At 63.5% G+C, this 24,184-nt stretch carries 20 protein-coding genes; 12 read left to right on the top strand and 8 right to left on the bottom strand.

The genetic code is table 11. The features are described 5' to 3' along the window. Positions 1–78 precede the first annotated feature (78 nt). Complete coding sequence (fsa, locus tag NKI50_RS23685; RefSeq protein WP_352640105.1) at positions 79–732, top strand: fructose-6-phosphate aldolase; 654 nt, start codon at positions 79–81, stop codon at positions 730–732. Between the two features lie 101 nt (positions 733–833). Here fsa and NKI50_RS23680 read toward each other — a convergent pair whose 3' ends face one another. Both NKI50_RS23680 and leuS read right to left on the bottom strand, forming a co-directional pair. Beyond that, positions 834–1,415 (bottom strand): LPS assembly lipoprotein LptE, encoded by a 582-nt coding sequence (locus NKI50_RS23680; protein ID WP_023719713.1) that lies wholly within the window; start codon positions 1,413–1,415, stop codon positions 834–836. Then, positions 1,402–4,026, bottom strand: a complete 2,625-nt coding sequence (gene leuS, locus NKI50_RS23675; RefSeq protein WP_352640104.1) for a leucine--tRNA ligase — start codon at positions 4,024–4,026, stop codon at positions 1,402–1,404. The genes NKI50_RS23680 and leuS overlap by 14 nt, the downstream gene beginning before the upstream one ends. Positions 4,027–4,172: 146 nt before the next feature. Here leuS and NKI50_RS23670 point away from each other — a divergent pair, with 146 nt between their 5' ends. Continuing rightward, the gene (locus NKI50_RS23670) at positions 4,173–4,835 is read left to right on the top strand and encodes a YggS family pyridoxal phosphate-dependent enzyme (RefSeq protein WP_023719715.1); all 663 of its coding nucleotides are present in this window, start codon (positions 4,173–4,175) and stop codon (positions 4,833–4,835) included. Positions 4,836–4,942: 107 nt separating this feature from the next. Further along, the gene (locus NKI50_RS23665) at positions 4,943–5,992 is read left to right on the top strand and encodes an aldo/keto reductase (RefSeq protein ID WP_352480966.1); all 1,050 of its coding nucleotides are present in this window, start codon (positions 4,943–4,945) and stop codon (positions 5,990–5,992) included. Between the two features lie 67 nt (positions 5,993–6,059). Here NKI50_RS23665 and NKI50_RS23660 read toward each other — a convergent pair whose 3' ends face one another. Next, positions 6,060–6,968: a LysR family transcriptional regulator gene (locus NKI50_RS23660; RefSeq protein ID WP_023719717.1), complete on the bottom strand. Its 909-nt coding sequence runs from the start codon at positions 6,966–6,968 to the stop codon at positions 6,060–6,062. A 136-nt stretch (positions 6,969–7,104) separates the two neighbouring features. On the opposite strand from NKI50_RS23660, the gene NKI50_RS23655 reads away from it, so the two are divergent. After that, a complete protein-coding gene (locus NKI50_RS23655; protein ID WP_352480967.1) occupies positions 7,105–8,283 on the top strand; it encodes an MFS transporter in 1,179 nt (392 codons plus the stop codon). A gap of 37 nt (positions 8,284–8,320) precedes the next feature. Continuing rightward, positions 8,321–9,355: an aldo/keto reductase gene (locus NKI50_RS23650; RefSeq protein WP_352640103.1), complete on the top strand. Its 1,035-nt coding sequence runs from the start codon at positions 8,321–8,323 to the stop codon at positions 9,353–9,355. 46 nt (positions 9,356–9,401) lie between these two features. Here NKI50_RS23650 and NKI50_RS23645 read toward each other — a convergent pair whose 3' ends face one another. Beyond that, on the bottom strand, positions 9,402–9,674 hold the full coding sequence (locus NKI50_RS23645; protein ID WP_023719720.1) for an usg protein: 273 nt from the start codon (positions 9,672–9,674) through the stop codon (positions 9,402–9,404). A gap of 304 nt (positions 9,675–9,978) precedes the next feature. On the opposite strand from NKI50_RS23645, the gene acs reads away from it, so the two are divergent. Continuing rightward, positions 9,979–11,934: an acetate--CoA ligase gene (acs, locus tag NKI50_RS23640; protein WP_352717779.1), complete on the top strand. Its 1,956-nt coding sequence runs from the start codon at positions 9,979–9,981 to the stop codon at positions 11,932–11,934. Then, positions 11,934–12,674, top strand: a complete 741-nt coding sequence (locus tag NKI50_RS23635; protein WP_352640101.1) for an MOSC domain-containing protein — start codon at positions 11,934–11,936, stop codon at positions 12,672–12,674. The genes acs and NKI50_RS23635 overlap by 1 nt, the downstream gene beginning before the upstream one ends. 3 nt (positions 12,675–12,677) lie before the next feature. Here NKI50_RS23635 and NKI50_RS23630 read toward each other — a convergent pair whose 3' ends face one another. From NKI50_RS23630 to NKI50_RS23620, 3 genes are all read right to left on the bottom strand, one after another. Further along, positions 12,678–13,943 carry a class I SAM-dependent methyltransferase gene (locus NKI50_RS23630; RefSeq protein ID WP_352640100.1) on the bottom strand — a complete coding sequence of 422 codons (1,266 nt, stop codon included), beginning with the start codon at positions 13,941–13,943 and terminating at the stop codon, positions 12,678–12,680. A gap of 385 nt (positions 13,944–14,328) precedes the next feature. Further along, complete coding sequence (locus tag NKI50_RS23625) at positions 14,329–15,690, bottom strand: pilus assembly protein TadG-related protein (RefSeq protein WP_352494119.1); 1,362 nt, start codon at positions 15,688–15,690, stop codon at positions 14,329–14,331. 318 nt (positions 15,691–16,008) lie between these two features. Continuing rightward, positions 16,009–16,878 carry a transglutaminase-like domain-containing protein gene (locus tag NKI50_RS23620; protein ID WP_352494118.1) on the bottom strand — a complete coding sequence of 290 codons (870 nt, stop codon included), beginning with the start codon at positions 16,876–16,878 and terminating at the stop codon, positions 16,009–16,011. Between the two features lie 177 nt (positions 16,879–17,055). Between NKI50_RS23620 and NKI50_RS23615 the strand changes: the two genes are divergently transcribed. After that, a complete protein-coding gene (locus NKI50_RS23615; RefSeq protein ID WP_023719726.1) occupies positions 17,056–17,727 on the top strand; it encodes an HAD-IA family hydrolase in 672 nt (223 codons plus the stop codon). A gap of 33 nt (positions 17,728–17,760) precedes the next feature. Here the strand turns inward: NKI50_RS23615 and NKI50_RS23610 are convergent, their stop codons facing one another. After that, complete coding sequence (locus NKI50_RS23610) at positions 17,761–17,973, bottom strand: DUF1674 domain-containing protein (protein WP_023719727.1); 213 nt, start codon at positions 17,971–17,973, stop codon at positions 17,761–17,763. Between the two features lie 116 nt (positions 17,974–18,089). On the opposite strand from NKI50_RS23610, the gene htpX reads away from it, so the two are divergent. The 4 genes from htpX (at position 18,090) to purH (ending at position 24,081) form a co-directional block, all read left to right on the top strand. Continuing rightward, a complete protein-coding gene (gene htpX / locus NKI50_RS23605; RefSeq protein WP_352640098.1) occupies positions 18,090–19,106 on the top strand; it encodes a zinc metalloprotease HtpX in 1,017 nt (338 codons plus the stop codon). Then, positions 19,097–20,485 (top strand): RsmB/NOP family class I SAM-dependent RNA methyltransferase, encoded by a 1,389-nt coding sequence (locus NKI50_RS23600; RefSeq protein ID WP_352717776.1) that lies wholly within the window; start codon positions 19,097–19,099, stop codon positions 20,483–20,485. The genes htpX and NKI50_RS23600 overlap by 10 nt, the downstream gene beginning before the upstream one ends. A 146-nt stretch (positions 20,486–20,631) precedes the next feature. After that, on the top strand, positions 20,632–22,380 hold the full coding sequence (locus NKI50_RS23595) for a heparinase II/III family protein (protein WP_352640096.1): 1,749 nt from the start codon (positions 20,632–20,634) through the stop codon (positions 22,378–22,380). A gap of 84 nt (positions 22,381–22,464) precedes the next feature. Continuing rightward, positions 22,465–24,081, top strand: a complete 1,617-nt coding sequence (gene purH / locus NKI50_RS23590; protein WP_352640095.1) for a bifunctional phosphoribosylaminoimidazolecarboxamide formyltransferase/IMP cyclohydrolase — start codon at positions 22,465–22,467, stop codon at positions 24,079–24,081. Positions 24,082–24,184 lie beyond the last annotated feature (103 nt).

Raw genomic sequence — 24,184 nt, 5'->3', positions numbered from 1 at the left:
TGCCCCGACTTTGGTCTAGATCAAAGTCCGACCCCGAATGTGCATGACCTGCACATGAAAAATCTTCAGGAGACCGCCATGAAATTTTTTGTCGACACCGCCGATGTCAAGGAAATCCGTGAGCTGAACGATTTGGGGCTGCTCGACGGCGTAACCACCAATCCGTCGCTGATCCTGAAATCGGGCGGCAAGATCGCCGACGTCACCAGAGAGATCTGCGAGATCGTCAAGGGACCGGTCTCAGCCGAAGTCGTTGCCACCGAGTACAAGGATATGATGACGGAGGCCAAGATCCTGGCCAGGATCGCCGACAATGTCTGCATCAAGGTGCCGCTGACGCTCGACGGCCTGAGAGCCTGCAAGGACATCCGGTCGGACGGCCGCATGGTCAACGTCACGCTGTGCTTCTCGGCCACCCAGGCGCTGCTCGCCGCCAAGGCCGGCGCCTCCTTCATCTCGCCCTTCGTCGGCCGCATCGACGACAGCGGTTGGGACGGCATGGAACTGATTGCCGATATCCGCACCATCTACGACAATTATGATTTCCAGACCGAAATCCTGACCGCTTCTGTGCGCACGGTGAACCATGTCAAACAGGCGGCACTGATCGGCGCCGACGTCATCACCGCCCCGCCGGCGACGCTCAAGGCGCTGGTCAAGCACCCGCTGACCGACAAGGGCCTGGAGCAGTTTCTCGCCGACTGGGCAAAGACCGGCCAGAAGATCGGCTGAAGCGAAATATCCTACGTCGAACAAAAAAGGCCGAGCAATCGGCCTCTTGCTGACAGCGCAATCCGCCACAGACGGAGCGCTTCAATCCAGGATGGAGAGACCTAGCTTGCCGCCGGCTTGCCGTGCTTGATCAGATCTTGGGCGATCGACAGCCGCAGCACATCCGCCAGTTCGCGCGCCGCGCGGTTCTCGGCGTCGATCTGCGCCCGATACGACGCGAATTCCTGGCGCGGCCTATCGTATGAGGACGGGATAGAGCGCTTGCCCCTCGCTATGACCGTGCCGGTCTTGGCATCGCTCAGCACATAGTTGGCGGTCAGCGTCACTGTGCCGGCGGTCGGCTCGTCCTCGTCGGTCGTGACCTGCTCGATTGCCGCCGATTCGACGAGTTCGGAGACGCCGAGATCAAGCGAATAGACCGGCGAAGCAGGCTCGCCGGCGCCCTGGCCGAGCGCGAAGATCAGATTGTTGCGGACCTGCTGGGCGTAGCGGGTCTTGACCGGCTTGACCGAGATCGATGCCAGTTCGGCAGCAGCGCCGACCTGAGAGCCGGCGATCAGCGGCGCGCTTGAATAGAGCGGCCGCACCGTGCAGGCGGAAACCAGCGCCACCGAAGCGAGCAGCCCGTAGAGCATGATACGGCGCGGCGTCAGCTCCGCTTTTTTCGGATCAGGCAACAACATTGACGATCCTCTGCGGCACGATGATCACCTTGCGCGGTGCCTTACCTTCGAGCGCTTTCTGCACGAAGTCGAGAGCCAGAACCGCTTTTTCGACCGCACCTTGGTCCGCGTCGCGGGCAATTGTCAAATCGCCGCGCTTCTTGCCGTTGACCTGGACCGGCAGCACGATCTCGGCGTCGACGACAAGCGAGGGATCGTAGTCCGGCCAGGGCCGTTCGGCGACAAGGTCGGTGCCGCCGAGCGTCTGCCAGCACTCCTCGGCCAGATGCGGCATGACCGGCGCGATCAGGTGCACCAGGATCTCGACGGCTTCACGGCAGGCCGCTTGGAGCGCCGGACCGGCCTTGCCTTCGGCTGCCTCGTTGAGCGGTACGGTCAAGGCATTGGCGAGCTCATAGATACGGGCGATGGCACGGTTGAAGGCGAGCTTTTCAATATCCTCGCCGACAGACTTGAGGATCTTGTGCGCGGCCTTGGACACTGTTCCGGCCTCGCCGTCCTTCGCCGCCTCTGGCCGAACTCCGGCGAGCGAATCGGCAGCCGTCAACACCAGCCGCCAGATGCGCTGGATGAAGCGATGCGCGCCGGCCGCACCCTCGTCGGTCCATTCGACATCGCGTTCGGGCGGCGAGTCCGACAGCATGAACCAGCGCGCCGTATCGGCGCCGTAGCCGTCGGTGATCTCTTCCGGGCTAACGGTATTCTTCTTCGACTTCGACATTTTTTCGAGCGGACCGATCACCGCCTCTTCGCCAGTGGCGATTTCGAAGGCGCGGCGCTTGCCGTCGGCGTCCTCCAGCCTGACCTCGCTGGGCGCAAGCCAGCGGCCGTTCGAGGCGCCGCCAACCCGATACGTCTCGTGCACCACCATGCCTTGCGTGAACAGGCCCCTGAACGGCTCGGCGAGATCGACATGGCCGGTCTCGCGCATGGCGCGGGTGAAGAAGCGCGAATAGAGCAGGTGCAAAATGGCGTGCTCGATGCCGCCAATATACTGGTCGACCGGCAGCCATTCAGTCGCGGCCTTGGGATCGGTCGGATCGTTGGCCCAGGGCGCGGTGAAGCGCGCGAAATACCACGACGAATCGACGAACGTGTCCATCGTGTCGGTTTCGCGCCGCGCATCCTTGCCGCAACGCGGGCATTTGACGTGCCGCCATGTCGAATGACGGTCGAGCGGATTGCCCGGCCGGTCGAACTCGATATCGTCAGGCAGCCTGACCGGCAGGTCGGCTTTCGGCACCGGCACAACGCCGCAATCCTCGCAATGGATCATCGGGATCGGGCAGCCCCAATAGCGCTGGCGCGAAATGCCCCAGTCGCGCAGGCGGAAATTCACCTTGCGCTCGGCCATCGGCCGGTTGCCGATGGTCTTCTGTTCGAGCAGCTTCGCCACCTCGTCGAATGCCTGATCCGGCTTCATGCCGTCGAGGAAGCGCGAATTGATCATCACGCCGTCGCCGACATAGGCCTCGTCGATGATCTGGAAGCTTCCTTGATTCTCGCCTTCCGGCATCACCACTGGAATGACCGGCAGGCCGTATTTGTTGGCGAAGTCGAGGTCGCGCTGGTCACCGGACGGGCAGCCGAAAACGGCGCCGGTGCCGTAGTCCATCAGCACGAAATTGGCGACGTAGACGGGCAGCGTCCACTTCTCGTCGAACGGATGGACGACGCGGATGCCGGTATCGAAGCCCTTCTTCTCGGCCGTCTCCAGGGCCGCCACCGACGTGCCCATGTGGCGGACCTCGTCGATGAACTTTGCCAGCGCCGGATTGTCTTCGGCCGCCTTTTTGGCCAGCGGATGGTCGGCCGCAATCGCCATGAAGGAGGCGCCGAAGATGGTGTCGGGCCTTGTCGTATAGACTTCGAGCTCATGCTCGCCGGCGACTGGCTTGGCCAGCGGCCAGCGGATCAGCAGGCCTTCAGAACGGCCGATCCAGTTCGCCTGCATCAGCTTCACTTTTTCCGGCCAGTCGTCGAGCTGGTCGAGCGAATCCAGCAGATCCTGCGCATAGTCGGTGATCTTGAAGAACCATTGCGTCAGCTCGCGCTGTTCCACCAGCGCGCCCGAGCGCCAGCCGCGCCCGTCGATGACCTGCTCGTTGGCAAGCACCGTCATGTCCTCCGGATCCCAGTTGACCTTGGAGGATTTGCGCGTCACCAGGCCCTTCTCGACGAAATCGAGGAACAGCATCTGCTGGCGGTGGTAATAATCGACATCGCAGGTAGCGAACTCGCGTGCCCAATCGAGCGACAGGCCCATGACCTTGAGTTGCTCGCGCATGGCAGCGATGTTCTGATAGGTCCAGTCCTTGGGATGGACCTTGCTCTGCATTGCTGCGTTTTCGGCTGGCATGCCAAAGGCGTCCCAGCCCATCGGGTGCAGCACGTTGAAACCCTTGGCCCGCTTGTAGCGCGCCACCACGTCGCCCATCGTATAGTTGCGGGTATGGCCGATATGGATGCGCCCCGATGGATAGGGGAACATCTCCAGCACGTAGTATTTCGGGCGCGGGTCATCGTTGTCGGCTTCGAACAGCTTCTTGGCGTCCCAGGCGTTCTGCCATTTGAGCTCTGACGCGCGCGGATTGTATCGTTCGGTTGCCATCGGGTGTTTTTCACTTAAAAGCATGCGCGAGCCGCCGGACAATGCCCGGGCGGCTCAGGAAATGTCGTCGCGGTGTTCACCATGGATTACCGGACCCGTCAACTGCGGCGATCCGGCGAAAAGCCAAACACAGGCAGGATATAGGCATGGCGAGCGCCGTCGAACAGCTTTTCACCGTCAAGGCAAGGATCGCCACTGCCGAGCGCGAGGCCGGACGCGAGGCCGGGGCGGTGACGCTGGTTGCGGTCTCGAAAACCTTCGATGCCACCGATATCCGTCCGGTTATCGAGGCCGGCCAGCGCGTCTTCGGCGAGAACCGCGTCCAGGAGGCGCAAGCCAAGTGGCCGGCGCTGAAGGAAGCTTTCCCCGACATCGAGCTGCACCTGATCGGGCCGTTGCAATCGAACAAGGCAAAGGAAGCGGTGGCGCTGTTCGACGTCATCGAAACCGTCGACCGTGAAAAGATCGCCGCCGAACTCGGCAAGGAAATCGCCAGGCAGGGCAGGACGCCAAGGCTCTACGTCCAGGTCAACACCGGCTCGGAGCCGCAAAAGGCCGGCATCGAGCCGCGCGAGGCCGTCGCCTTCGTGGCCCGCTGCCGCTCGGTTCACGCCCTCGCCATCGAAGGGCTGATGTGCATTCCGCCGGCGGACGAGAACCCCGGTCCGCATTTCGCGCTGCTAGAAAAGCTTGGGCTTGAGGCCGGCGTTGACAAGCTCTCTATGGGCATGTCCGGCGACTACGAAACGGCGATCGCCTTCGGCGCGACAAGTGTCAGGGTTGGATCGGCGATTTTCGGCGCCAGATGAGGCGCAGCCGGCCTTAGGCCACAGGCTGACGCTGACTATGCCAGCAATAGAAACGGAACGTTTCGTTCCTATATGGTTCGAGTTATCCCAAAGCCTCTGGAGCCACCATGCGTTACAATCAACTTGGAAATACGGGGATGTTCGTCTCCGAACTTTGCCTCGGTACGATGACATTCGGCGCCGCCGGCGAGAATGCCCAATGGGGCCTGATCGCCAGCCTCGACCAGGATGGCGTCGACGAGATCGTCGCCCGCTCGCTCGCCGCCGGCGTCAATTTCTTCGACACGGCGGATGTCTATTCCTTCGGCGCCTCGGAACGGCTTCTCGGCCAGTCGCTGAGAAATCTCGGCGTTAATCGGCAGGACGTGATCATCGCCACCAAGGTTCACGGCGCCATGGGCGGCGGCCCGAACCAGCGCGGTTCTTCGCGCGGCCATATCATGGATTCGGTCGAAGGTAGCCTCGAACGGCTGCAGCTGGACCATATCGATCTCTATCAGCTGCACGGCACCGACACGGTCACGCCGATAGACGAAACGCTGCGGGCGCTCGACGACCTGGTTGCCGCTGGCAAGGTCCGCTATGTCGGCGTCTCGAACTGGCAGGCCTGGCGCATCGCCAAGGCGTTGGGTATTGCCGAGCGCAAGGGCTTTGCCCGTTTCGAAACCGTCCAATCGTATTACTCGATCGCTGGCCGCGATCTCGAGCGCGAGATCGTGCCGCTGCTCAACGAGGAGAAGCTCGGGCTGATGGTCTGGTCACCGATGGCGGGCGGCCTGCTCTCGGGCAAGTACGGACCCGGTGCCCCCGGCAATGGCGAAGGTCGCCGCGCCAGCTTCAATTTCCCGCCGGTCAATGAGGACCGTGCCTGGGCAGCGGTCGCCGTCATGCGCGAGATCGCCGCCCAGCACGGCGTCAGCGTCGCCACGGTGGCGCTCGGCTTTGTCCTGGCCAAACCGTTCGTGATGAGCGTCATCATCGGCGCCAGCCGCATGGACCAGTTGGAACAGAACCTTGCGGCGACCGAGTTGAAGCTCGATGCCGACGATCTTGCTCGTCTCGACGAAGTCAGCGCGCTCCCGCCCGAATATCCGGGCTGGATGCTCGAACGCCAGGCGGCGGGCCGCAGGCCGGCGCCGTTCACGCCAAAGAAGTAGTTCCTTGTCGACGTGACATTTCGGCAGCCAAATTCGGGAGCCAAGTGGCTCCCGAATGCCTTCCGCTTCAGCCCAGCCGCGCGGTTTCGGCCAGGAAATCTAAAATGGCCCGTACCCGCGCCGGCAAATGCTTGCCTTGGCCGACATAAACCGCATGGGTCAGTTCCTCGTCGCCGGGGTTGAACTCTTCCAGCAGCGGCAGCAGCCGGCCGGCGGCAATGTCGGCCTCCACGTGCCAGCGTGCCAGCCGGGCGATGCCCGCCCCTGAGAGCGCCATCAACCGCATCGCCTCGCCGTCGCTGACCAGCGTGTTTCCAACGATCGATATGGTGATCGGCTTGCCGGCCGCGTCGACAAAAGGCCAGCCCTCGACGTGGCGCACGAAACAGAAGCCCATCCGGTTGTGACGATCGAGATCGGCGGGCGTCTTGGGTGTGCCACGCGCTTCGAGATACGATGGCGCGGCAACGACGACCACCCGGCTCTGCCCGAGCTTGCGCGCCACTAGCCGTGATTCGCCGAGCGGGCCGGCACGTATGGCGACGTCGGCGCGCTCCTCCATCAGGTCGATAACACTGTCGGTCAACACCAGATCGACCGAGATTTCGGGGTATCGTTCTAGAAAACGCGGCAAAAGCGGGATCAGCCGGTGCTGCCCGAAAGGCACGTAGCTATTGATCCGCAGCCGGCCACGCGGCGCGGCACCCGCCGCTGCCTCGCGCTCGGCTACCGCCATGTCGGCCAGGATGCGCACGCCGCTGTCGAAGAAGGCCGCCCCTTCCGGGGTCAGTCGCAGCTTGCGCGTCGAGCGGATGACCAGCCGGGCGCCAAGACGCCCCTCCAGCCGCGCGATCAGCTTGCTAACCGCCGACGGGCTCATGCGCAGCGCACGTGCAGCGGCCGAAAAGCTGCCGGCCTCGACGACGCGGACGAACACTTCGATCTCGCCGGAGCGGTTGATGTCGGGCCTGGCCATTGGTGAATCTATTTCACAGGCAATGTGCCCTAGGCAAGGCTGGTTCACAGTTCGGTGCATCACGATCTTTCGGGCCGGGCGTGAGAGGACACGGCGCCCGTCGTCGAAACTGGCCGTCATCGAAGTGGGAACCGCCATGCCTCTTGCTCTCTACGCTCTTGCCGCCGGCGCCTTCGGTATTGGCGTCACCGAATTCGTCATCATGGGCCTGCTGCTCGACGTCAGCACCGATCTCGGCGTCTCGATCTCAGCTGCCGGTCAACTGATTTCCGGCTATGCGCTGGGCGTCGTCATCGGCGCGCCGCTGCTGACGATCGCCACCGGCCGGTGGCCGCGCAAGACCGTGCTTCTGGCGCTGATGGCAATCTTCACGCTAGGCAACCTCGCGTGCGCGCTGGCCCCAGACTACTGGACGCTGATGGGTGCGCGCGTGCTCACCGCCTTCGCCCACGGCACCTTCTTCGGCGTCGGCTCGGTCGTGGCGACCGGGCTGGTGGCGCCCAACAAGAAGGCATCGGCGATCGCCCTGATGTTCACCGGCCTGACCATCGCCAACATCCTCGGCGTCCCCTTCGGAACATGGCTCGGCCAGGCCTTCGGCTGGCGCGCGACCTTCTGGGCGGTGACCCTGGTCGGCATGGTCGCTTTCGCCATCATCCTGCTGCTGGTGCCGCGCAGCCAGACAGCGCCTGAGCAAAGCAATTTGCGCGCCGATCTCGCCGTGCTCGGCCGCACGCCCGTCCTGCTTGGCTTTGCCACCACCGTGCTCGGCTATGCCGGCGTCTTCGCCGTCTTCACCTACATCGCCCCGTTGCTGACCGAGATCACCGGTTTTGAGGAAGCAGCGGTGTCGCCGATCCTGCTGGTCTTCGGCGGCGGCCTCATCGCCGGCAACCTCGCTGGCGGCAAGTTCGCCGACCGCTGGCTGGTGCCTTCCGTTCTCGGCAGTCTCGTCGTGCTGGCGCTGGTGCTCGGCACCATGACCTTCGCCCTGCACAGCCAGGTTATGGCCGTCATCTATGTCGGCCTGCTCGGCGCCGCCGCCTTCGCCACCGTGGCGCCGCTGCAGATGTGGGTACTGGAAAAGGCACAAGGCGCCGGCCAGAGCCTCGCCTCGTCCTTCAACATCGCCGCCTTCAATCTCGGCAATGCGGCCGGCGCCTGGCTCGGCGGCGTGGTCATCGCCCATGGCCCCGGCCTCGGCGCCGTCACCTGGGTCGCGGCCCTGCTGCCGCTCTCGGCGCTTTCCGTGGCAGCGCTGGCGCTACGCCTCGATCGCCCAACGCTCGGTGAACCGGCACCCGCCCGCTCGTAGCAACTCGAAGAACCCTTGTACACCATAGGAGAAACAGATGGATTATCGAAATCTTGGCGCATCGGGCCTGAAAGTCCCGGCGCTCTCGTTCGGCGCTGGAACCTTCGGCGGGTCAGGGCCGCTGTTCGGCGCCTGGGGCAACAGCGATGCGACGGAAGCCCGGCGGCTGGTCGACATCTGCCTGGAGGCGGGTGTCAACCTGTTCGACACCGCCGACGTCTATTCGAATGGCGCTTCCGAACAGGTGCTCGGCGAAGCGATGAAGGGCCGCCGCGATGCCGTACTGATCTCGACAAAGACCTCGCTGCCGATGGGCGACGGTCCCAACGACGCCGGCTCGTCCCGCTCGCGCCTCATCAAGGCCGTCGAGGACGCACTGAGGCGTCTTGGCACCGACTACATCGACCTGCTGCAGCTGCACGCGTTCGACGCCGCAACACCGATCGAGGAGGTGCTATCGACGCTGGATAGGCTCGTGCGCGCCGGAAAGCTGCGTTATGTCGGCGTTTCCAATTTTTCCGGCTGGCAAGTGATGAAGTCGCTCGGCCTGGCGGACAGATACGGCTATCCCCGATACGTCGCCCACCAGGTCTATTACTCGCTGGTCGGGCGCGATTATGAATGGGAGTTGATGCCGCTCGGCCTCGACCAGGGCGTCGGTGCGCTGGTGTGGAGCCCGCTCGGCTGGGGCCGCCTGACCGGCAAGATCCGCCGTGGCCAGAAGCTGCCCGAGAAAAGCCGGCTGCACGACACGGCAAGCTTCGGACCGCCCGTCGACGACGAGCATCTCCATCGGGTCGTCGACGCGCTTGATGTTGTCGCCGAGGAAACCGGGAAGACCATACCGCAGATCGCCATCAATTGGCTGCTGCAGCGGCCGACTGTCGCCTCCGTCATCATCGGCGCGCGCAACGAGGAGCAGTTGCGCCAGAATCTCGGCGCCGTCGGATGGTCACTGACCCCGGATCAGATGAAAATCTTGGACACGGCAAGCGAGGTCACCGCACCCTACCCGTATTTTCCCTATCGCCGGCAGGAGGGTTTTGCCCGGCTGAACCCGCCCGCCGTCTGACGCTCCAAAAGCTGGGCGGCGGCTCCCAGGCTGCCGCCCGCGTGCTTTAATGCAGCACGAACTCGCCGTCGACCTTGCGCCATTCGTTCGGCGCGATCAGCTTCTGGTGCGTGTAGCTGACTGAATGCAGCGGGCCTTCGAGCTTGGCCTGCCAGAACTCGATGAAGCGGATAAGCACCGGAAATTTCGGGGCGATGTCGTAATCCTGCCAGATGAAGCTCTGCAGCAGATGCGGATGATCGGGAAAGTGATAAAGAATCTTGGCCGTGGTCAAGCCATAGCCCTTGAGCATCAGGTCCATTTCGGAATGGTCGCGCATTGCGGTCCCCTGGTTGATTCTCTTTCCTCCCAGCCTGAAATTGTGCACCCCATTTGCTTAATCGTCTATTGATATTTCTGCGGTCGAGCCAGATTTCTGCCGCAAAAACATGCGGTTAGCAGCCGTCTCGCTAGAGTGCTGACACCACCCGGGAAGGGACCTGCGGCATCCCGCCGCGCAAATCCAACGTCTAATGTTGCCGTCATCGCCGAACTGTTAATAATGCGCGCGAATTCGCGGCCGCAACGCTGCGATCCTGCCGGCAGTCAAGCCGGCGGTTTGGTTTCGGGAGGAAGGCGAAGAAATGTCCGATGTTCATGTCCATCGCGTCCAGCCGGCGTGGAAGAAGAACGCGCTGATCGACAATGACACCTACCTGAAATGGTACGCCGACAGCGTCAAGAGCCCGGACAAGTTCTGGGGCAAGCACGGCAGGCGCATCGACTGGTTCAAGCCGTACAGCAAGGTCAAGAACACGTCCTTCGACGGCAAGGTCTCAATCAAATGGTTCGAGGATGGCCAGACCAACGTTTCCTGGAACTGCATCGACCGGCATCTGAAGAAGCGCGGCGAACAGACCGCCATCATCTGGGAAGGCGACAATCCCTACGACGACAGGAAGATCACCTATAACGAGCTTTACGGACATGTCTGCCGCCTCGCCAATGTGATGAAGAAGCACGGCGTCAAGAAGGGCGACCGCGTCACCATCTACATGCCGATGATCCCGGAGGCCGCCTATGCGATGCTCGCCTGCACGCGCATCGGCGCCATTCATTCGGTGGTCTTCGGCGGCTTTTCGCCGGACGCGCTGGCCGGACGCATCGACGACTGCAAGTCGACCTTCCTCATCACCGCCGACGAAGGCCTGCGCGGCGGCAAGCCGATCCCGCTGAAGGAGAACACCGACAAGGCGATCGAGATCGCCGCCAAGGCCGGAACGAAAGTCGAAAAGGTCTTGGTAATACGCCGCACCGGCGGCAAGACCGGCTGGGCCGCCGGGCGCGACGTCTGGTACCATGACGAGGTCGCGACGGTTAAGGCCGAATGCAAGCCCGAGAAGATGAACGCCGAGGATCCGCTGTTCATCCTCTACACGTCGGGCTCGACCGGCAAGCCGAAAGGCGTGCTGCACACCACCGCCGGCTATCTCGTCTATGTCTCGATGACCCACCAATATGTCTTCGACTATCACGACGGGGACGTCTACTGGTGCACCGCCGATGTCGGCTGGGTCACCGGCCACAGCTACATCGTCTACGGGCCGCTCGCCAACGGCGCCACCACGCTGATGTTCGAAGGCGTGCCGAACTACCCGTCGCAGTCGCGTTTCTGGGACGTGATCGACAAGCACAAGGTCAACATCTTCTACACCGCGCCGACGGCGCTGCGCGCGCTGATGGGCGCCGGCGACGCCCATGTCACCAAGACGTCGCGCAAGTCGCTGCGCGTGCTCGGCACCGTCGGCGAGCCAATCAATCCAGAAGCCTGGGAATGGTATTTCAACGTTGTCGGCAACGGCAAGGTGCCGATCGTCGATACCTGGTGGCAGACCGAGACCGGCGGCATCATGATCACGCCGGTTCCGGGCGCCACCCACCTCAAGGCGGGCTCGGCGACGCGGCCCTTCTTTGGCGTCAACCCGCAGCTGGTTGATGGTGACGGCAAGGTGCTGGAGGGTGAAGCCAGCGGCAATCTTTGTATTGCCGACTCATGGCCGGGCCAGATGCGCACCGTCTATGGCGATCACGACCGCTTCGTGCAGACCTATTTCTCGACCTACAAGGGCAGGTACTTCACCGGCGACGGCTGCCGCCGCGATGCTGACGGCTACTACTGGATCACCGGCCGCGTCGACGACGTCATCAACGTCTCCGGCCACCGCATGGGCACCGCCGAGGTCGAATCGGCGCTGGTTTCGCATGAGAAGGTCTCGGAAGCGGCCGTCGTCGGCTACCCGCACGATATCAAGGGCCAGGGCATCTACTGCTATGTCACGCTGATGGCCGGCGAGACGCCAAGCGAGGAATTGCGCCAGGAGCTCGTCGCCCATGTCCGCAAGGAGATCGGCGCCATCGCTTCGCCCGACAAGATCCAGTTCGCGCCCGGCCTGCCGAAGACCCGTTCCGGCAAGATCATGCGGCGCATTCTGCGCAAGATCGCCGAGGACGATTTTGCCGCGCTCGGCGACACCTCGACGCTGGCCGATCCGGCGGTCGTCGACGACCTGATCGCCAATCGGCAGAACAAGAAGAGCTGATGCAAGCCATATTGGGTGCCGTCACCGAGCTTTGGCGCTATCCCGCGAGCTCGCTCGCCGGCGAGCGCCAGCAGGCGATCTCGGTCGCCCGGCATACCGTTGAAGGCGACCGCCTGTTTGGTCTTATCGACACGTCGAACAATGAAATCGCACGGCCGGACCGCGAAGTGAAATGGCACAAGGTGCCCCGCATCCGAACCCGGCTGTCGCCGGCCGGCGCACTGGAGGTTGCGGTCCCGGATGGCGACTGGCTAGCCGCACCGGGCGCTGATAGCGACCGCGCCATTTCCGCCTATCTCGGCTTTGCGGCCTCCATCCGGCCGTTCCGCCGCGAGAATACTACACCGGGATACGCCGGTCCCCTGCTGACGGAACGCTATGTCAAAGCCCCCATTCATCTGCTGACCACCGCTTCGCTGGCGCAGTTGAAGTTGCTGCATCCAGACGGCACCGCCGACCCGCGCCGCTTCCGCCCCAACATCGTCGTCGACATGCCGAAGATCGAGGGGTCATTCCCCGAAACCGAATGGATCGGGCGCAAGCTGGCGATCGGCGACCTGCTCCTGACCATCTCCGAGCCGTGCCGCCGCTGCGGCTTCACCATCATTGGCCAGGACGGGTTCGACCACGACCCGGCAATCCTGCGCAGCCTGGTTCGCCACAACGCCCATAATTTCGGCGTCTACTGCACTGTCGATCGACCGGCCCGCGTCGAGATCGGCGCCACGATGCGTCTGTAGCTATTAGTATAAATCCGCCCGCGTCGGCGGCAGGCCGCTTGGGCCGCGCGCGCGCCTGGTGGCGACGGTCTGGAAAATCTGCGCCGAGGCGCGTTCGAAGGTAATCGAGCAGCCGGTGAGATAAAGCAGCCAGAGCCGCGCCTTGGATTCGCCGACCTCGGCGATGGCCTCGTCAAAGCGTGCGTGGAGGCGCTCGGCCCATAGCCGGCAGGTGCGCGCATAGTGCTCGCGCAAGTTTTCGACGTCATAGATGAGGAAGCCGTGCGCCTCGAGATTGCCGAGCGTCATGCCGATCGTATCGAGTTCGCCGCCCGGAAAAATGTATTTGATCAGCGCTTTGAATTCCGGCCCTTTGCGCAGCGTCTTCTTCATGCTGCCCTTGTCGCGGCGGGTGATGGCATGGTGCAGATAGATGCCGCCGGGTTTGAGCAGGCGATGGATGGTCGAAAAATAGGCGGCATGGTTGGCAAGCCCCAGATGTTCGAACATGCCGATCGACGAGATCTTGTCGAAGGAACCGGACAGCTCGGCATAGGACTTTATCTCGATGGTGATGCGATCCTCCAGCCCCTCAGCGCGGATGCGTTCGCGGGCGAACTCGGTCTGTGCCTCCGATAGCGAAACGCCGTGGCCGACGACGCCATAATTCTTCACGGCATGGATGAGCATCGCTCCCCAGCCGCAGCCGATGTCGAGCAATCTGTCGCCGGGCTTCAGCCGAAGCTTGCGGCAGATATGGTCGAGCTTGTCTCTCTGCGCCTGATCGATATCGTTGGCGAAGTCCTTGAAGTAGCCGCAGCTATAGACCATGCGCTCGTCGAGGAAGAGCCGGTAGAATGCGTTGGAAATGTCGTAGTGATGCTGGATCGCCTCCTTGCTCGAACCGCTGACGTAAGGATTGCGGCCGGAAAGATCGGTTCGCGCCGTCATCTGTTTTCGCGAAAACAGCACCGCCGGCAGGTCGCGCAGGATCGCCAGCTTCGGCAGTGTCTTGAGCTTCGTCCTGAGCTTGCCGTGCGTGGGCAAGGCATAGAAATCGAACAGCGATCCGTCTGCGACGTCGACCGCCTTGGCAATCCACATCTCGATCAGCGTCGATAAAGAGGGCCGACGTACGATCTGCCAGACGATGTCCTGGTCGTTGATGGTGAGCACCGGGCCGGCAGCCGGGCCGATCCGCTCGCCCGTCCACAGCCTCACCGCAAAACCCGGCTTCATCGTTTCGATGACCGTCCGAACAATCCGGGCCGCTCTCTCGGCTGCCTCCATCCCCGTCCTCCCTTACCCGGCAAAATAGTGGCCCGGAACAATAGCGGCCCGATCTTGCCTGCCAGATCGGCCGGCCGCAAGCCGCCTGGGTGCGCAAGCACGCTTGTTCAGGATTTTTGGATGCCGCGCCTTGCCATTTCCCGGGTGACACCCCATCATGGGGGAGTGTTCAACAAATCGAAAGGAGGTGATCCGATGTCGAGTGATTTCGTTTTCCAGAACGTGGCCTCAGCGGATTGCACTTTCGGGAAGCAGTCTTCCCGTTAAGGCGCGAGATGCGCGGCTGGCGACCAGTGTCGCCGCCAGGAGCCGCGCCATGGACGGAAACACGGAAGGCCGCCGACTTCGCAAGAAGCGGCGGCCTTTTCCTTTGGGCTGTTGTCCCCTATCTGGTTACGGTCAACATCTCGACGTTGCGCGCTATATCCTGGAAAGCCTGGTTGAGTTCGGTTCCATTGGCCGCCTGATAAAAGTGCTTGATCTTGGCGGTGTCCGGGCTGGCGCAATCCTGGAGCGTCGCCTTGGCATTCGTTTCGTTTAGGTCAAACCCAATGGTGAAGACCTCAATGCCCTTGTTGCGCATGGCAGCGCAGAGTGTCTTGGCGGCCGTGCGGGTCGGCTCCTTGCCGGCGTCATTGTAAACGTCGCTCACCGTGCTCGCATCGAAGTAGGATAGGTTGAATTCGCCGTCGGTCATCAGGATCGCGATTTTGGCGACCTTTTTTGGATCCATCTTGGCCGGCCGTTGCGAAGTCCTCATGATGCTCCCCCAGTTCTCCGACAGCATGTACCAGGTCCACTGCACGCCGATATGGCCGGCGGTGCCGCCGGATGCGACGAAATTCTTGATGACCGTCTTGAGCGCCGTCGCATCCGCCGTCAGCGGCATCAGCGTGGCGGCCGGGCAGGCGGCGGTGCCGGTTTGCCAAGCGAAGGACGACAGCAGGTAGTCGCGGTTGACCATGCTGGCGTCGGGGCCCGCGTCCGAATATTGATAGATCCCCTTGCGTTCGGTGGCGCAATTGTCCGGACGGATGAAGCCCGAGATATATTGGACGGCGTCATTGGCCGGCGCCTGTTTGCGTTGGCTGGTGCTGGTTTCCACATAGACGCTGCTGGGCGCAAGTGTACCCGCATTCACCGAATTTGCGTAAGGCACGATGGCAACCCGCACTCGTGGCTTGGAGGGGTCCTGACCGCCCAGGAAACTGTCGACGGCATTCGCCGCAGCCGTCCGCAGATCGATGATTTTCTGGCCGGCCATCGACCCGGTCACATCGAGCATCATTGCGACTTCGATCTGCTTGTCCGAATAGAGCGCCATCGTCGATGCGGGAACGCTTTGCATGCCACTCGTGCCGAAAAGCGGGAAATAGTAGCTGACATTGACATGGACATCCGCCTGGACCGTGTTTGCAGTCCGGTCGACGGTCAGCTTGTCGAGAACGATCTGGTTGTCCTGCAGGATACCCGCCGTGCTGTTGGCATCGAGAAAGGCCTGCACTGATTTGCTGGCGTCGGCCTCGCTGATGACGCCGGTTGTCAGGTCCCGCGCCGTCGAGGTGACCGCAGCGTCGACGACGCCCTGCAGGCTCGATTTCACATTGTAGAGTTGGGACACGTTGACGGCAAAGCCGACACTCAGCGCCAGCACCGAGCCGATTATACCAAACAGCACCGCGAAATTTCCGCTGCGATCCCCGGCAAAGCCGCCGATCGCCTGAACAAGACCCCCGAAACGCTGCATTCCTTCCGCCTCCATTCGCCACAGCCTGCAGCTGTCCGAAGGCGCATTGCAGGAATCCGGCCGGATCGCGCCGCCAGGCGCGGGAAAGCGAGCGGCTCCCGCTCAGGCCATTGTTTCCAAACGGTTTCGAGCGACGGCAAGGTAAACAGCCGGTAAATAAAAGCCGCGTCAGCGCGGCATTGTTGACAAAGCGCTTACCACGATCAGGCTCGCAATTCAGGACGGCTGGACTGCGTCCCAATCCGGTACAGACGAGATGTATCGAACCGGATCAGCACGACGCGGTGGCGGGAGATGGAAATCTTGACTGTGAAAGGACTATGCCAGCATCCGTGCGCTGATGGTCTTGTCGACGCCGCGATAAGGCGGCTTGAAGAGATTGCCTTCCTGCTCGTGCGTCCAGACCTTGAATCGGCTGAGCCGATGCGGGCCGAAACTGTGCAGCAGCGGCACGTCGGTGGCATCGCGGCCGCGCGCTATGACGACGCGGCCGATCCTCGGCACATTGTGGCGAGGATCGAACGTGTACCATCTGCCGTCGAGGAACACTTCCACCCACGCCGAGAAATCCATCGGCGCCGGATCGGCGGGTACGCCGATATCGCCAAGATAGCCGTTCACGTAACGGGCCGGGATATTCATGCAGCGGCAGAGCGTGATCGCCAGATGGGCAAAGTCGCGGCAGACGCCGACGCGCTCCTCATGCGCCTGCGCCGCCGTGCGGGTCGGGCGCGCATAGCCGTAGCCAAAGGACAGGCGGTTGTGGACATAGTCGACGATCGCCTGCACCCGCGCCCAACCCGGCGGAAGCTGGCCGAAAAGTTGCCAGGCGAGATCGCTGAGATGATCGGTCTCGCAGTAACGGCTGCCAAGCAGATAGCCGAGCACCTCGTCCGGCAATTCCGCGACCGGGACTTCCCCGGCCAGCGTGTTGACCTCGTCCGTCTCGCCACCGTCCTCGATCACCGCGTCATAGAGGATGCGAAAGCTTCCTGCCGGCGCCGTGAAGCGGCGGCAGCTATTGCCGAAAAGATCGTGGTAGACCCTGGTCGGCACGGATGGCGACGTCAGTACGCGCGTCTGCCGCTTGATGTCGGCCTGACGATCCCCGTGGATGTCGAGCAATGAAACGACCGGCGTTGGTGCAACGCATTCAATGCCAATTTCATAGCCGAGCCGAATCAGCATCGCCCTCCCCTGCGATCGTCATGGAAGATAGTGCTGGTCAACGCAGGAGAGTGCGCGCGGTTCCTTGCGAACGTCGAAAACGAGGTCTCGCGGCTTCCCATACGGACGCGGCAACGTTACGGTCGATCGATATGCTCCCTTCGAAATAATCCTTCCAAGATGACCCCGGGAAAACCGATGTTTGCAGGCAGAAAATTCGCGGCCTTCCTGTTCGATATGGACGGCACGATTCTCAATTCGATTGCCGCGGCGGAAAGGGTCTGGGCAGCCTGGGCGCACCGGCAAGGTCTTGACGTCGCTGCATTCCTGCCGACCATCCACGGCGTGCGGGCGATCGAGACCATCGGCCGGCTGGCGCTCCCAGGGATCGATCCTGCCCGCGAAGCCGATGCGCTTTTGCAGGCCGAAGCAGCCGACGTCGAAGGCATCCACCCGATTACCGGCGCCGCGGCATTCCTGGCGTCGCTGCCGCCCGGGAGCTGGGCGATCGCCACTTCGGCGCCCCGTGAACTCGCTCTGCTGCGCCTGCAGGCCGCCGGCATTCCGGCTCCCGCCGTGATCGTTGCGGCAGAGGATGTCTCCCGCGGCAAGCCGGCGCCCGACTGCTTCCGGCTGGCGGCCGAACGGCTCGGCGTCGACGTGCGCGATTGCCTCGTCTTCGAAGACGCACCGGCAGGCATAGCAGCAGCCGAGGCCGCGGGCGCCGCGGTCGTCGTGATCAGCGCCACGCACCGGCATCCGTTGGAGACGCCGCATGCCGCCATCGCCGGCTATGACGCGATCGGCGTCGCCGTCGATGCCAGCGGCTGGATTGCCATCGAAGCGGAGCGGGCCGCCCAGCCTGCTTAGCTGGTACCCTGCTTAGCCAGCACCCTGCCTGGGCTAAAAGTCGCTGGTCAGGCCCTTGACCTCCCAGTCACCGTAGCGGCCGGGTTCCTTGCCGCCGCGCCCACCGATCTCCCTCGGCAGCGTGGCTTCCTTCTCGCGATATTGCTCCCGCCGGGCCTCGGCCTCGGCCAAGGCGCGCCGGGCTGCCGGCGTCAGTGGCTTGTGCGGCGAGCCGTTAGCATGCGTTTGGCTGGTTTTGTCGATCATGCGATCTTCCGCTAGATTGAAACAGGCCCCGATTGAAACGGGAACCGCTGTTTCCCATCATATAGCGATGGGCCCACAAGGATCGACCCCTTTGTTGGGCCAGAACGGAGCAGACGATGAACACCCTTCGCACCGCCATGCTTTTGGCCGCAATGACGGCCCTGTTCATGGGTGTCGGCTATCTGGTCGGCGGATCCGGCGGCATGATGATCGCCTTGCTGATCGCCGCCGGCACCAATTTGTTCAGCTATTGGAACGCCGACAAGATGGTGCTGTCGATGCACCGTGCGATCGAGGTCAACGAAAGCAACGCGCCCGAATATTACGCCATCGTGAAGGGTCTCGCGCAACGCGCCGGCCTGCCGATGCCGAGAACCTATCTCATCGACAATCCTCAGCCCAATGCCTTCGCCACCGGCCGCAATCCGCAAAATGCCGCTGTCGCCGCCAGCACCGGCCTGCTCGAGCAGCTCTCACATGAAGAAGTCGCGGCGGTGATGGCGCATGAGCTTGCCCATGTGCAGCACCGCGACACGCTGACCATGACGATCGTCGCGACCTTTGCCGGCGCAATTTCGATGCTCGGCAATTTCGCTTTCTTCTTCGGCGGCAACCGCGACAACAACAATTCCTTCGGCATCGTCGGGGTGCTGGTGGCGATGATCGTCGCGCCCCTGGCCGCCATGATCGTGCAGATGGCGGTGAGCCGCACCCGCGAATACGAGGCCGACCGGCGCGGGGCCGAAATCTGTGGACACCCGCTGTGGCTCGCCTCGGCACTTGACAAGATCGCGCGGGGCGCCGAACGCATCCGCAACCCGGATGCCGAGCGCAATCCGGCAACCGCCCATCTCTTCATCATCAATCCTCTTTCCGGCGAGCGCATGGACAGTTTGTTTTCCACTCACCCGAGCACAGAAAACCGCATCGCCGCATTGCAGAGGATCGCGAGCGAGATGGCCGGCGCACCCGAAGCGGCCGCGACGCCAAAGCCGGCGCCGAAAGAGACCGGGCAGCAGCCGTCAGGTCCGTGGGACAGGACCGCCCGGCCCGAGGGGCCGGTTGAGCCGGCCAAGCCGAGACCCAATCCCTGGGGACGCAATCCGACCGGACCCAAAGGTCCGTGGTCGTGAGCGCAGCACAACGCCGGCACGCAATTCCAGGTGATCGCGAGCACAATTCGGGCAGCGAGGCCGTAGCCGGTCTCGCCGCGCGCAAGGCAGCCGCGCGCCTGCTTGCCGCAGTCATCGACGCGAGAACGCCACTCGACGGGCTGACCGACCATCAGAACGGCCATCCGCAATACAAGGCGCTCGACTTGCGCGACCGCGCCCTGGTGCGCGCCATTCTGGTCACCGCCCTGCGCTACCGCATGACCATATCAGGCCTTTTGGCCCGCCGCCTGGAAAAGCCGCTGCCGCCCAACGCTACGGCGCTTTCGCACATCCTGCACGTGGCGGCGGCACAGATCCTGTTCCTCGATGTTCCCGACAGCGCCGCCGTCGACCTCGCCGTCACCCACGCCAAGTCCGATCCGCGCACGGCGCGCTTTTCCGGCCTCGTCAACGGCGTGCTGCGTACGCTGGCGCGGTCCAAGCAGGACGAGCTCGCGGCAGCACTTGCCGCCACCGACGAGGCGCCGAAATGGTTTTCCGACCGTTTGAAAACGATCTACGGCCCCGACAAGGCCAGCCAGATACTGCTCGCCCATCGCCATGAGGCGCCGGTCGACTTCTCGGTCAAGTCGGACCCGGCGCTGTGGGCCGAACGGCTCGGCGGCTTCGTCTTGTCGACCGGCACGGTGCGGGTCGAAAAGCTCAGCGCTTCCGTGACCGAACTGCCCGGCTTTGGGGAAGGCGCCTGGTGGGTTCAGGATGCAGCGGCCAGCCTGCCGGCCCGGCTGTTCCGCGACATCAATGGTTTGCGAATCGCCGATCTCTGTGCCGCCCCTGGCGGCAAGACCGCCCAGCTGATCCTCGCTGGCGCCCACGTCACCGCGCTCGACATGTCCAGAACGCGGCTGACACGGCTGACGCAGAACCTTGAACGGCTCGGCTTGGCTGCGGAGATCGTCGAGGCCGATCTGCTCAAATACGAGCCGAAGGACCGCTTCGACGCCGTCCTCCTCGACGCACCTTGCTCTTCGACCGGCACGGTGCGGCGGCATCCCGACGTTCCCTGGACGAAGACGGCGGCCGACGTCGAAAAATTGGCCGACCTGCAACGCCGGCTGCTTGCCCGCGCCGTCACCTTGGTCAAGCCTGGCGGTCGCATCGTCTTTTCCAACTGTTCGCTCGATCCGCTGGAAGGCGAAGAGCTCTATCGCGACTTTCTCGCCGGCAATGCGGAGATCATCGACGACCCGCTTCGGCCAGGCGAGATTGCCGGCATCGACCCATTCCTGACGCCGCAAGGCACGTTGCGCACCACGCCGGCCGATCTGGAGCTTGGCTCACCGGCGCGTTCCGGGCTGGACGGTTTCTTTGCCGCCCGCATGCGCAGAGCCGGCTAAGGGCCGATCTTGAAGCGCCATCCGACTTCTTGGGGCGAGGAGGCATGGAAAACAGGCTGAACGGCCCCACTGCCGCGGAATTCGCCTTCGCACAAGTTCTTGAATCATATAAACTTGTGCTTGGGTGAGGACGATCAGGAGGGGTTTTGGCAATCGCTGCCGGTAACACGACGCGTCTGTGGACGCTTGTCGCGAGGGAGTTCTGGCGCAAGACGCGCCGGCGCTTGCGTGCCGGGCCACTCTATCGCTGGCGCTACTCCGGCCGCACGCCGGAGCGCGTCCTGATTGCCCCGCCGGACCTGCGACTCGCCGATCCTCAGATCGCACTCGAGATCTATTACGGCCGCTATCCGCTTTCGGGGCATCTGGTCGAGACCGGCGGCAAATCGCCCTTCCAGATCGACGTGCCCAACCCCGGCTGGCAAAAGACGCTGCACGGCTTTCGCTGGCTGCGCCATATGCGTGCCGCGGGTACGGAACTCGCCGCCGCCAACGCGCGGGCGTTGGTTTCCGACTGGATTGCAATCCATGGCAGCCATATTTCCGGCGTCGCCTGGGAGCCCGGCACGACGGCCAAGCGCGCCATTGCCTGGCTGCAGCATTCCTCGATTGTGTTGCAGGGCGCCGAGTTTCCGTTCTACCGCGCGTTCCTGAAATCGCTTGCCGTCCAGATCCGCTATTTGCGCGCCATGGCGCGCGAGATGCCGGACGGTAAGGACAGGCTGCGCGCGCGCATTGCGCTGGCCTTTGCCGCTTTGTCGCTGCCGGCGCCGGCCTCGGCGCTGCGCGGTGCCACCCGCAATCTCGCCGAGGAGCTCGACCGCCAGATCCTGCCTGACGGCGGTCATATCTCGCGCAATCCGATGGCAGTGCTTGAAATACTCGCCGACCTTCTGCCGTTGCGCCAGACATACGCCAATCAGGCCGAGACGCCGCCGGCCGCGCTGATCGGCGCCATCGACCGGATGCTGCCGGCGCTGCGCTTCTTTCGCCATCAGGATGGCAGCCTTGCCCGCTTCAACGGCATGGGCGCCACCATCCACGACCGCATCGCCAGCATCCTGCATCACGACGACACCGCCGGCGCACCACTGCTGCACGCGCCGCATTCGGGTTATGAGCGCCTGTCGATGGGTGGTGTCACGGTGATCGCCGATACCGGCCCGCCGCCGCCCGTCGACGTGTCCAATGCCGCTCACGCCGGATGCCTCGCCTTCGAATTGTCGTCGGGCCGCCAGCATTATATCGTCAATGCGGGCATAGACACCTATGGTGCCGCCGAGTTCCGGCCGCTTGCCCGCGCCACCGCCGCCCACTCCACCGCTACCATCAACGACACGTCGTCGGCGCGCTTCAACCACTCCTTGCGCGTCAACGACCTGCTCGGCACGCCTTTGATAGGCGGGCCGCAGCATGTGCCTTGCAAGCGCACCGACCAGAAGGGCAGCCAGGGCTTCATCGCCCGCCATGACGGCTATGTGGCGCGCTTCGGCTTCCTGCATGAGCGCGAGCTGAAATTGTCGACCGAGGGCAATGTGCTTGCCGGCAGGGACCGCTTCCTGCGGCCGGGCGGCGCTTCTATCCGCAACAATGGCCGTGATTTCGTTACAGTGCGTTTCCATGTCCATCCCGACATAAACGTGCTCCAGGATGAGCATGACCGTCTGGTGCTGACCGCCGACCACGCCGACACCTGGGTGTTTACCTCCACCGAAGTGGCACCCGAGGTCGAGGAATCGATCTATTTCGCCGGGCTTGGCGGCCCACGCCGCAGCCGCCAGATTGTGCTTGCCTTCAAGGCCTCGGAGATTCCCGAGGTCCATTGGCAACTGACGCGGACAATTATCGCCGGCAGTCAGGACAAAGCTGATGCCGGTGGCAACGGCAGACACTGATCAAGCCTTGCGGCTTGATTTCCGGGCCTCATATGCTACGGCCCGCGGACGCTCTCCAACCACACGTGGAAAGGCCGCCAGCCCATGGCCGTCGCCGCCAAGAATATTCCCGCGCCCGACCTTGTACCCATCCGTCGCGCGCTGCTCTCCGTCTTCGACAAGACCGGCCTGATCGATTTCGCCAGGGCGCTGGCTTCGGCCGGCGTCGAGCTGGTCTCGACCGGCGGCACGGCAAAGGCCCTCGCCGATGCGGGCATGGCAGTGCGCGACGTATCCGAGCTCACTGGCTTTCCCGAGATCATGGACGGGCGCGTCAAGACGCTGCACCCGTCGGTGCATGGTGCACTGCTCGGCGTGCGCGACGATCCAGAGCACGCCGCGGCGATGCGCGACCACGGCATTGAGCCGATCGATCTCGTCGTCTCCAATCTCTATCCATTCGAGGAGGTGCGCCGCTCCGGCGCCGACTACGCCGCGATCGTCGAAAACATCGACATCGGCGGCCCGGCGATGATCCGTGCCTCGGCCAAGAACCACGCATACGTCGGCATCGTCACCGACCCTGACGACTATGCCTCGGTGCTCAACGCGCTGGAGATGAATTTCGGCTCGTTGTCGCTGGATTTCCGCAAGAAGCTCGCAGCCAAGGCCTTTGCCCGCACCGCCAGCTACGATGCGGCGATCTCGGGATGGTTCGCCGAGGCGCTTGAGATCGAGCATCCGACATGGCGCGCCTTCGGCGGCAAGCTGCAATCGGTGATGCGCTATGGCGAAAACCCGCATCAGGGCGCCGGCTTCTATGTCAATGGTGACAGGCGGCCGGGCGTCGCCACGGCACGCCAGCTCCAGGGCAAGCAGCTTTCCTACAACAACATCAACGATACCGACGCCGCCTTCGAGCTGGTCGGCGAGTTCGATCCGACCCGCTCCGCAGCGGTAGCCATCATCAAGCACGCCAACCCGTGCGGCGTCGCCGAAGGCGCTTCGCTGCAAGCGGCCTATGCCAAGGCGCTGGCCTGCGACCCGGTCTCGGCCTACGGCGGCATCGTCGCCATGAACCGCATCCTCGATGCCGCAACCGCCGAAGAGATCGTCAAGACCTTTACCGAAGTGATCATCACACCGGAGGCGTCCGATGATGCAATCCGCATCATTGGCGCCAAGAAGAATTTACGCCTGCTGGTCACCGGCGGCCTGCCCGACCCGCGCGCCGCGGGCTTTGGCTTAAAATCGGTCGCTGGCGGCTTGCTCATCCAGGGCCGCGACAATGCGGTGGTGGATGACCTCGAGCTGAAAGTGGTGACCCGGCGCGCGCCGACGCCGGCCGAAATGGCCAATCTGAAATTCGCCTTTCGCGTGGCAAAGCACGTCAAGTCGAACGCCATCGTCTATGCCAGGGACGGCGCCACCGTCGGCATCGGCGCCGGCCAGATGAGCCGGGTCGATTCCTCGCGCATCGCCGCGCGCAAGGCGCTCGACGCGACCGAGGCCGCCGGTCTGACGGAGCCTTTGACCAAGGGCTCGGTCGTCGCCTCGGATGCCTTTTTCCCGTTCGCGGATGGGCTTTTGTCGGCAATCGAAGCCGGCGCCACCGCCGTCATCCAGCCGGGCGGCTCGATGCGCGACGACGACGTCATCGCCGCCGCCGACGCTCACGGCATTGCCATGGTCTTCACCGGAGTGAGGCACTTCCGGCATTAGGACGCCTTACCCTCCCGCTGTGGACCTGTTGCGCAGTCATGAGCAAAAGCTTGCGGCGGCGGGGTTGCGGCGGTTGTTCGCTTGTTTGCGGGGGATTTGACGT

This window comes from Mesorhizobium sp. M0563, assembly GCF_040321065.1.
Classification (GTDB): domain Bacteria; phylum Pseudomonadota; class Alphaproteobacteria; order Rhizobiales; family Rhizobiaceae; genus Mesorhizobium.
This window is presented reverse-complemented; position numbering and strand designations above follow the sequence as displayed.

Excerpts from the sequence above, each read along its gene's own strand:
- fsa (WP_352640105.1), top strand. The coding sequence starts at position 79 with ATGAAATTTTTTGTCGACACCGCCGATGTCAAGGAAATCCGTGAGCTG.
- NKI50_RS23680 (WP_023719713.1), bottom strand. The coding sequence starts at position 1,415 with ATGTTGTTGCCTGATCCGAAAAAAGCGGAGCTGACGCCGCGCCGTATC.
- leuS (WP_352640104.1), bottom strand. The coding sequence starts at position 4,026 with ATGGCAACCGAACGATACAATCCGCGCGCGTCAGAGCTCAAATGGCAG.
- NKI50_RS23670 (WP_023719715.1), top strand. The coding sequence starts at position 4,173 with ATGGCGAGCGCCGTCGAACAGCTTTTCACCGTCAAGGCAAGGATCGCC.
- NKI50_RS23665 (WP_352480966.1), top strand. The coding sequence starts at position 4,943 with ATGCGTTACAATCAACTTGGAAATACGGGGATGTTCGTCTCCGAACTT.
- NKI50_RS23660 (WP_023719717.1), bottom strand. The coding sequence starts at position 6,968 with ATGGCCAGGCCCGACATCAACCGCTCCGGCGAGATCGAAGTGTTCGTC.
- NKI50_RS23655 (WP_352480967.1), top strand. The coding sequence starts at position 7,105 with ATGCCTCTTGCTCTCTACGCTCTTGCCGCCGGCGCCTTCGGTATTGGC.
- NKI50_RS23650 (WP_352640103.1), top strand. The coding sequence starts at position 8,321 with ATGGATTATCGAAATCTTGGCGCATCGGGCCTGAAAGTCCCGGCGCTC.
- NKI50_RS23645 (WP_023719720.1), bottom strand. The coding sequence starts at position 9,674 with ATGCGCGACCATTCCGAAATGGACCTGATGCTCAAGGGCTATGGCTTG.
- acs (WP_352717779.1), top strand. The coding sequence starts at position 9,979 with ATGTCCGATGTTCATGTCCATCGCGTCCAGCCGGCGTGGAAGAAGAAC.
- NKI50_RS23635 (WP_352640101.1), top strand. The coding sequence starts at position 11,934 with ATGCAAGCCATATTGGGTGCCGTCACCGAGCTTTGGCGCTATCCCGCG.
- NKI50_RS23630 (WP_352640100.1), bottom strand. The coding sequence starts at position 13,943 with ATGGAGGCAGCCGAGAGAGCGGCCCGGATTGTTCGGACGGTCATCGAA.
- NKI50_RS23625 (WP_352494119.1), bottom strand. The coding sequence starts at position 15,690 with ATGCAGCGTTTCGGGGGTCTTGTTCAGGCGATCGGCGGCTTTGCCGGG.
- NKI50_RS23620 (WP_352494118.1), bottom strand. The coding sequence starts at position 16,878 with ATGCTGATTCGGCTCGGCTATGAAATTGGCATTGAATGCGTTGCACCA.
- NKI50_RS23615 (WP_023719726.1), top strand. The coding sequence starts at position 17,056 with ATGTTTGCAGGCAGAAAATTCGCGGCCTTCCTGTTCGATATGGACGGC.
- NKI50_RS23610 (WP_023719727.1), bottom strand. The coding sequence starts at position 17,973 with ATGATCGACAAAACCAGCCAAACGCATGCTAACGGCTCGCCGCACAAG.
- htpX (WP_352640098.1), top strand. The coding sequence starts at position 18,090 with ATGAACACCCTTCGCACCGCCATGCTTTTGGCCGCAATGACGGCCCTG.
- purH (WP_352640095.1), top strand. The coding sequence starts at position 22,465 with ATGGCCGTCGCCGCCAAGAATATTCCCGCGCCCGACCTTGTACCCATC.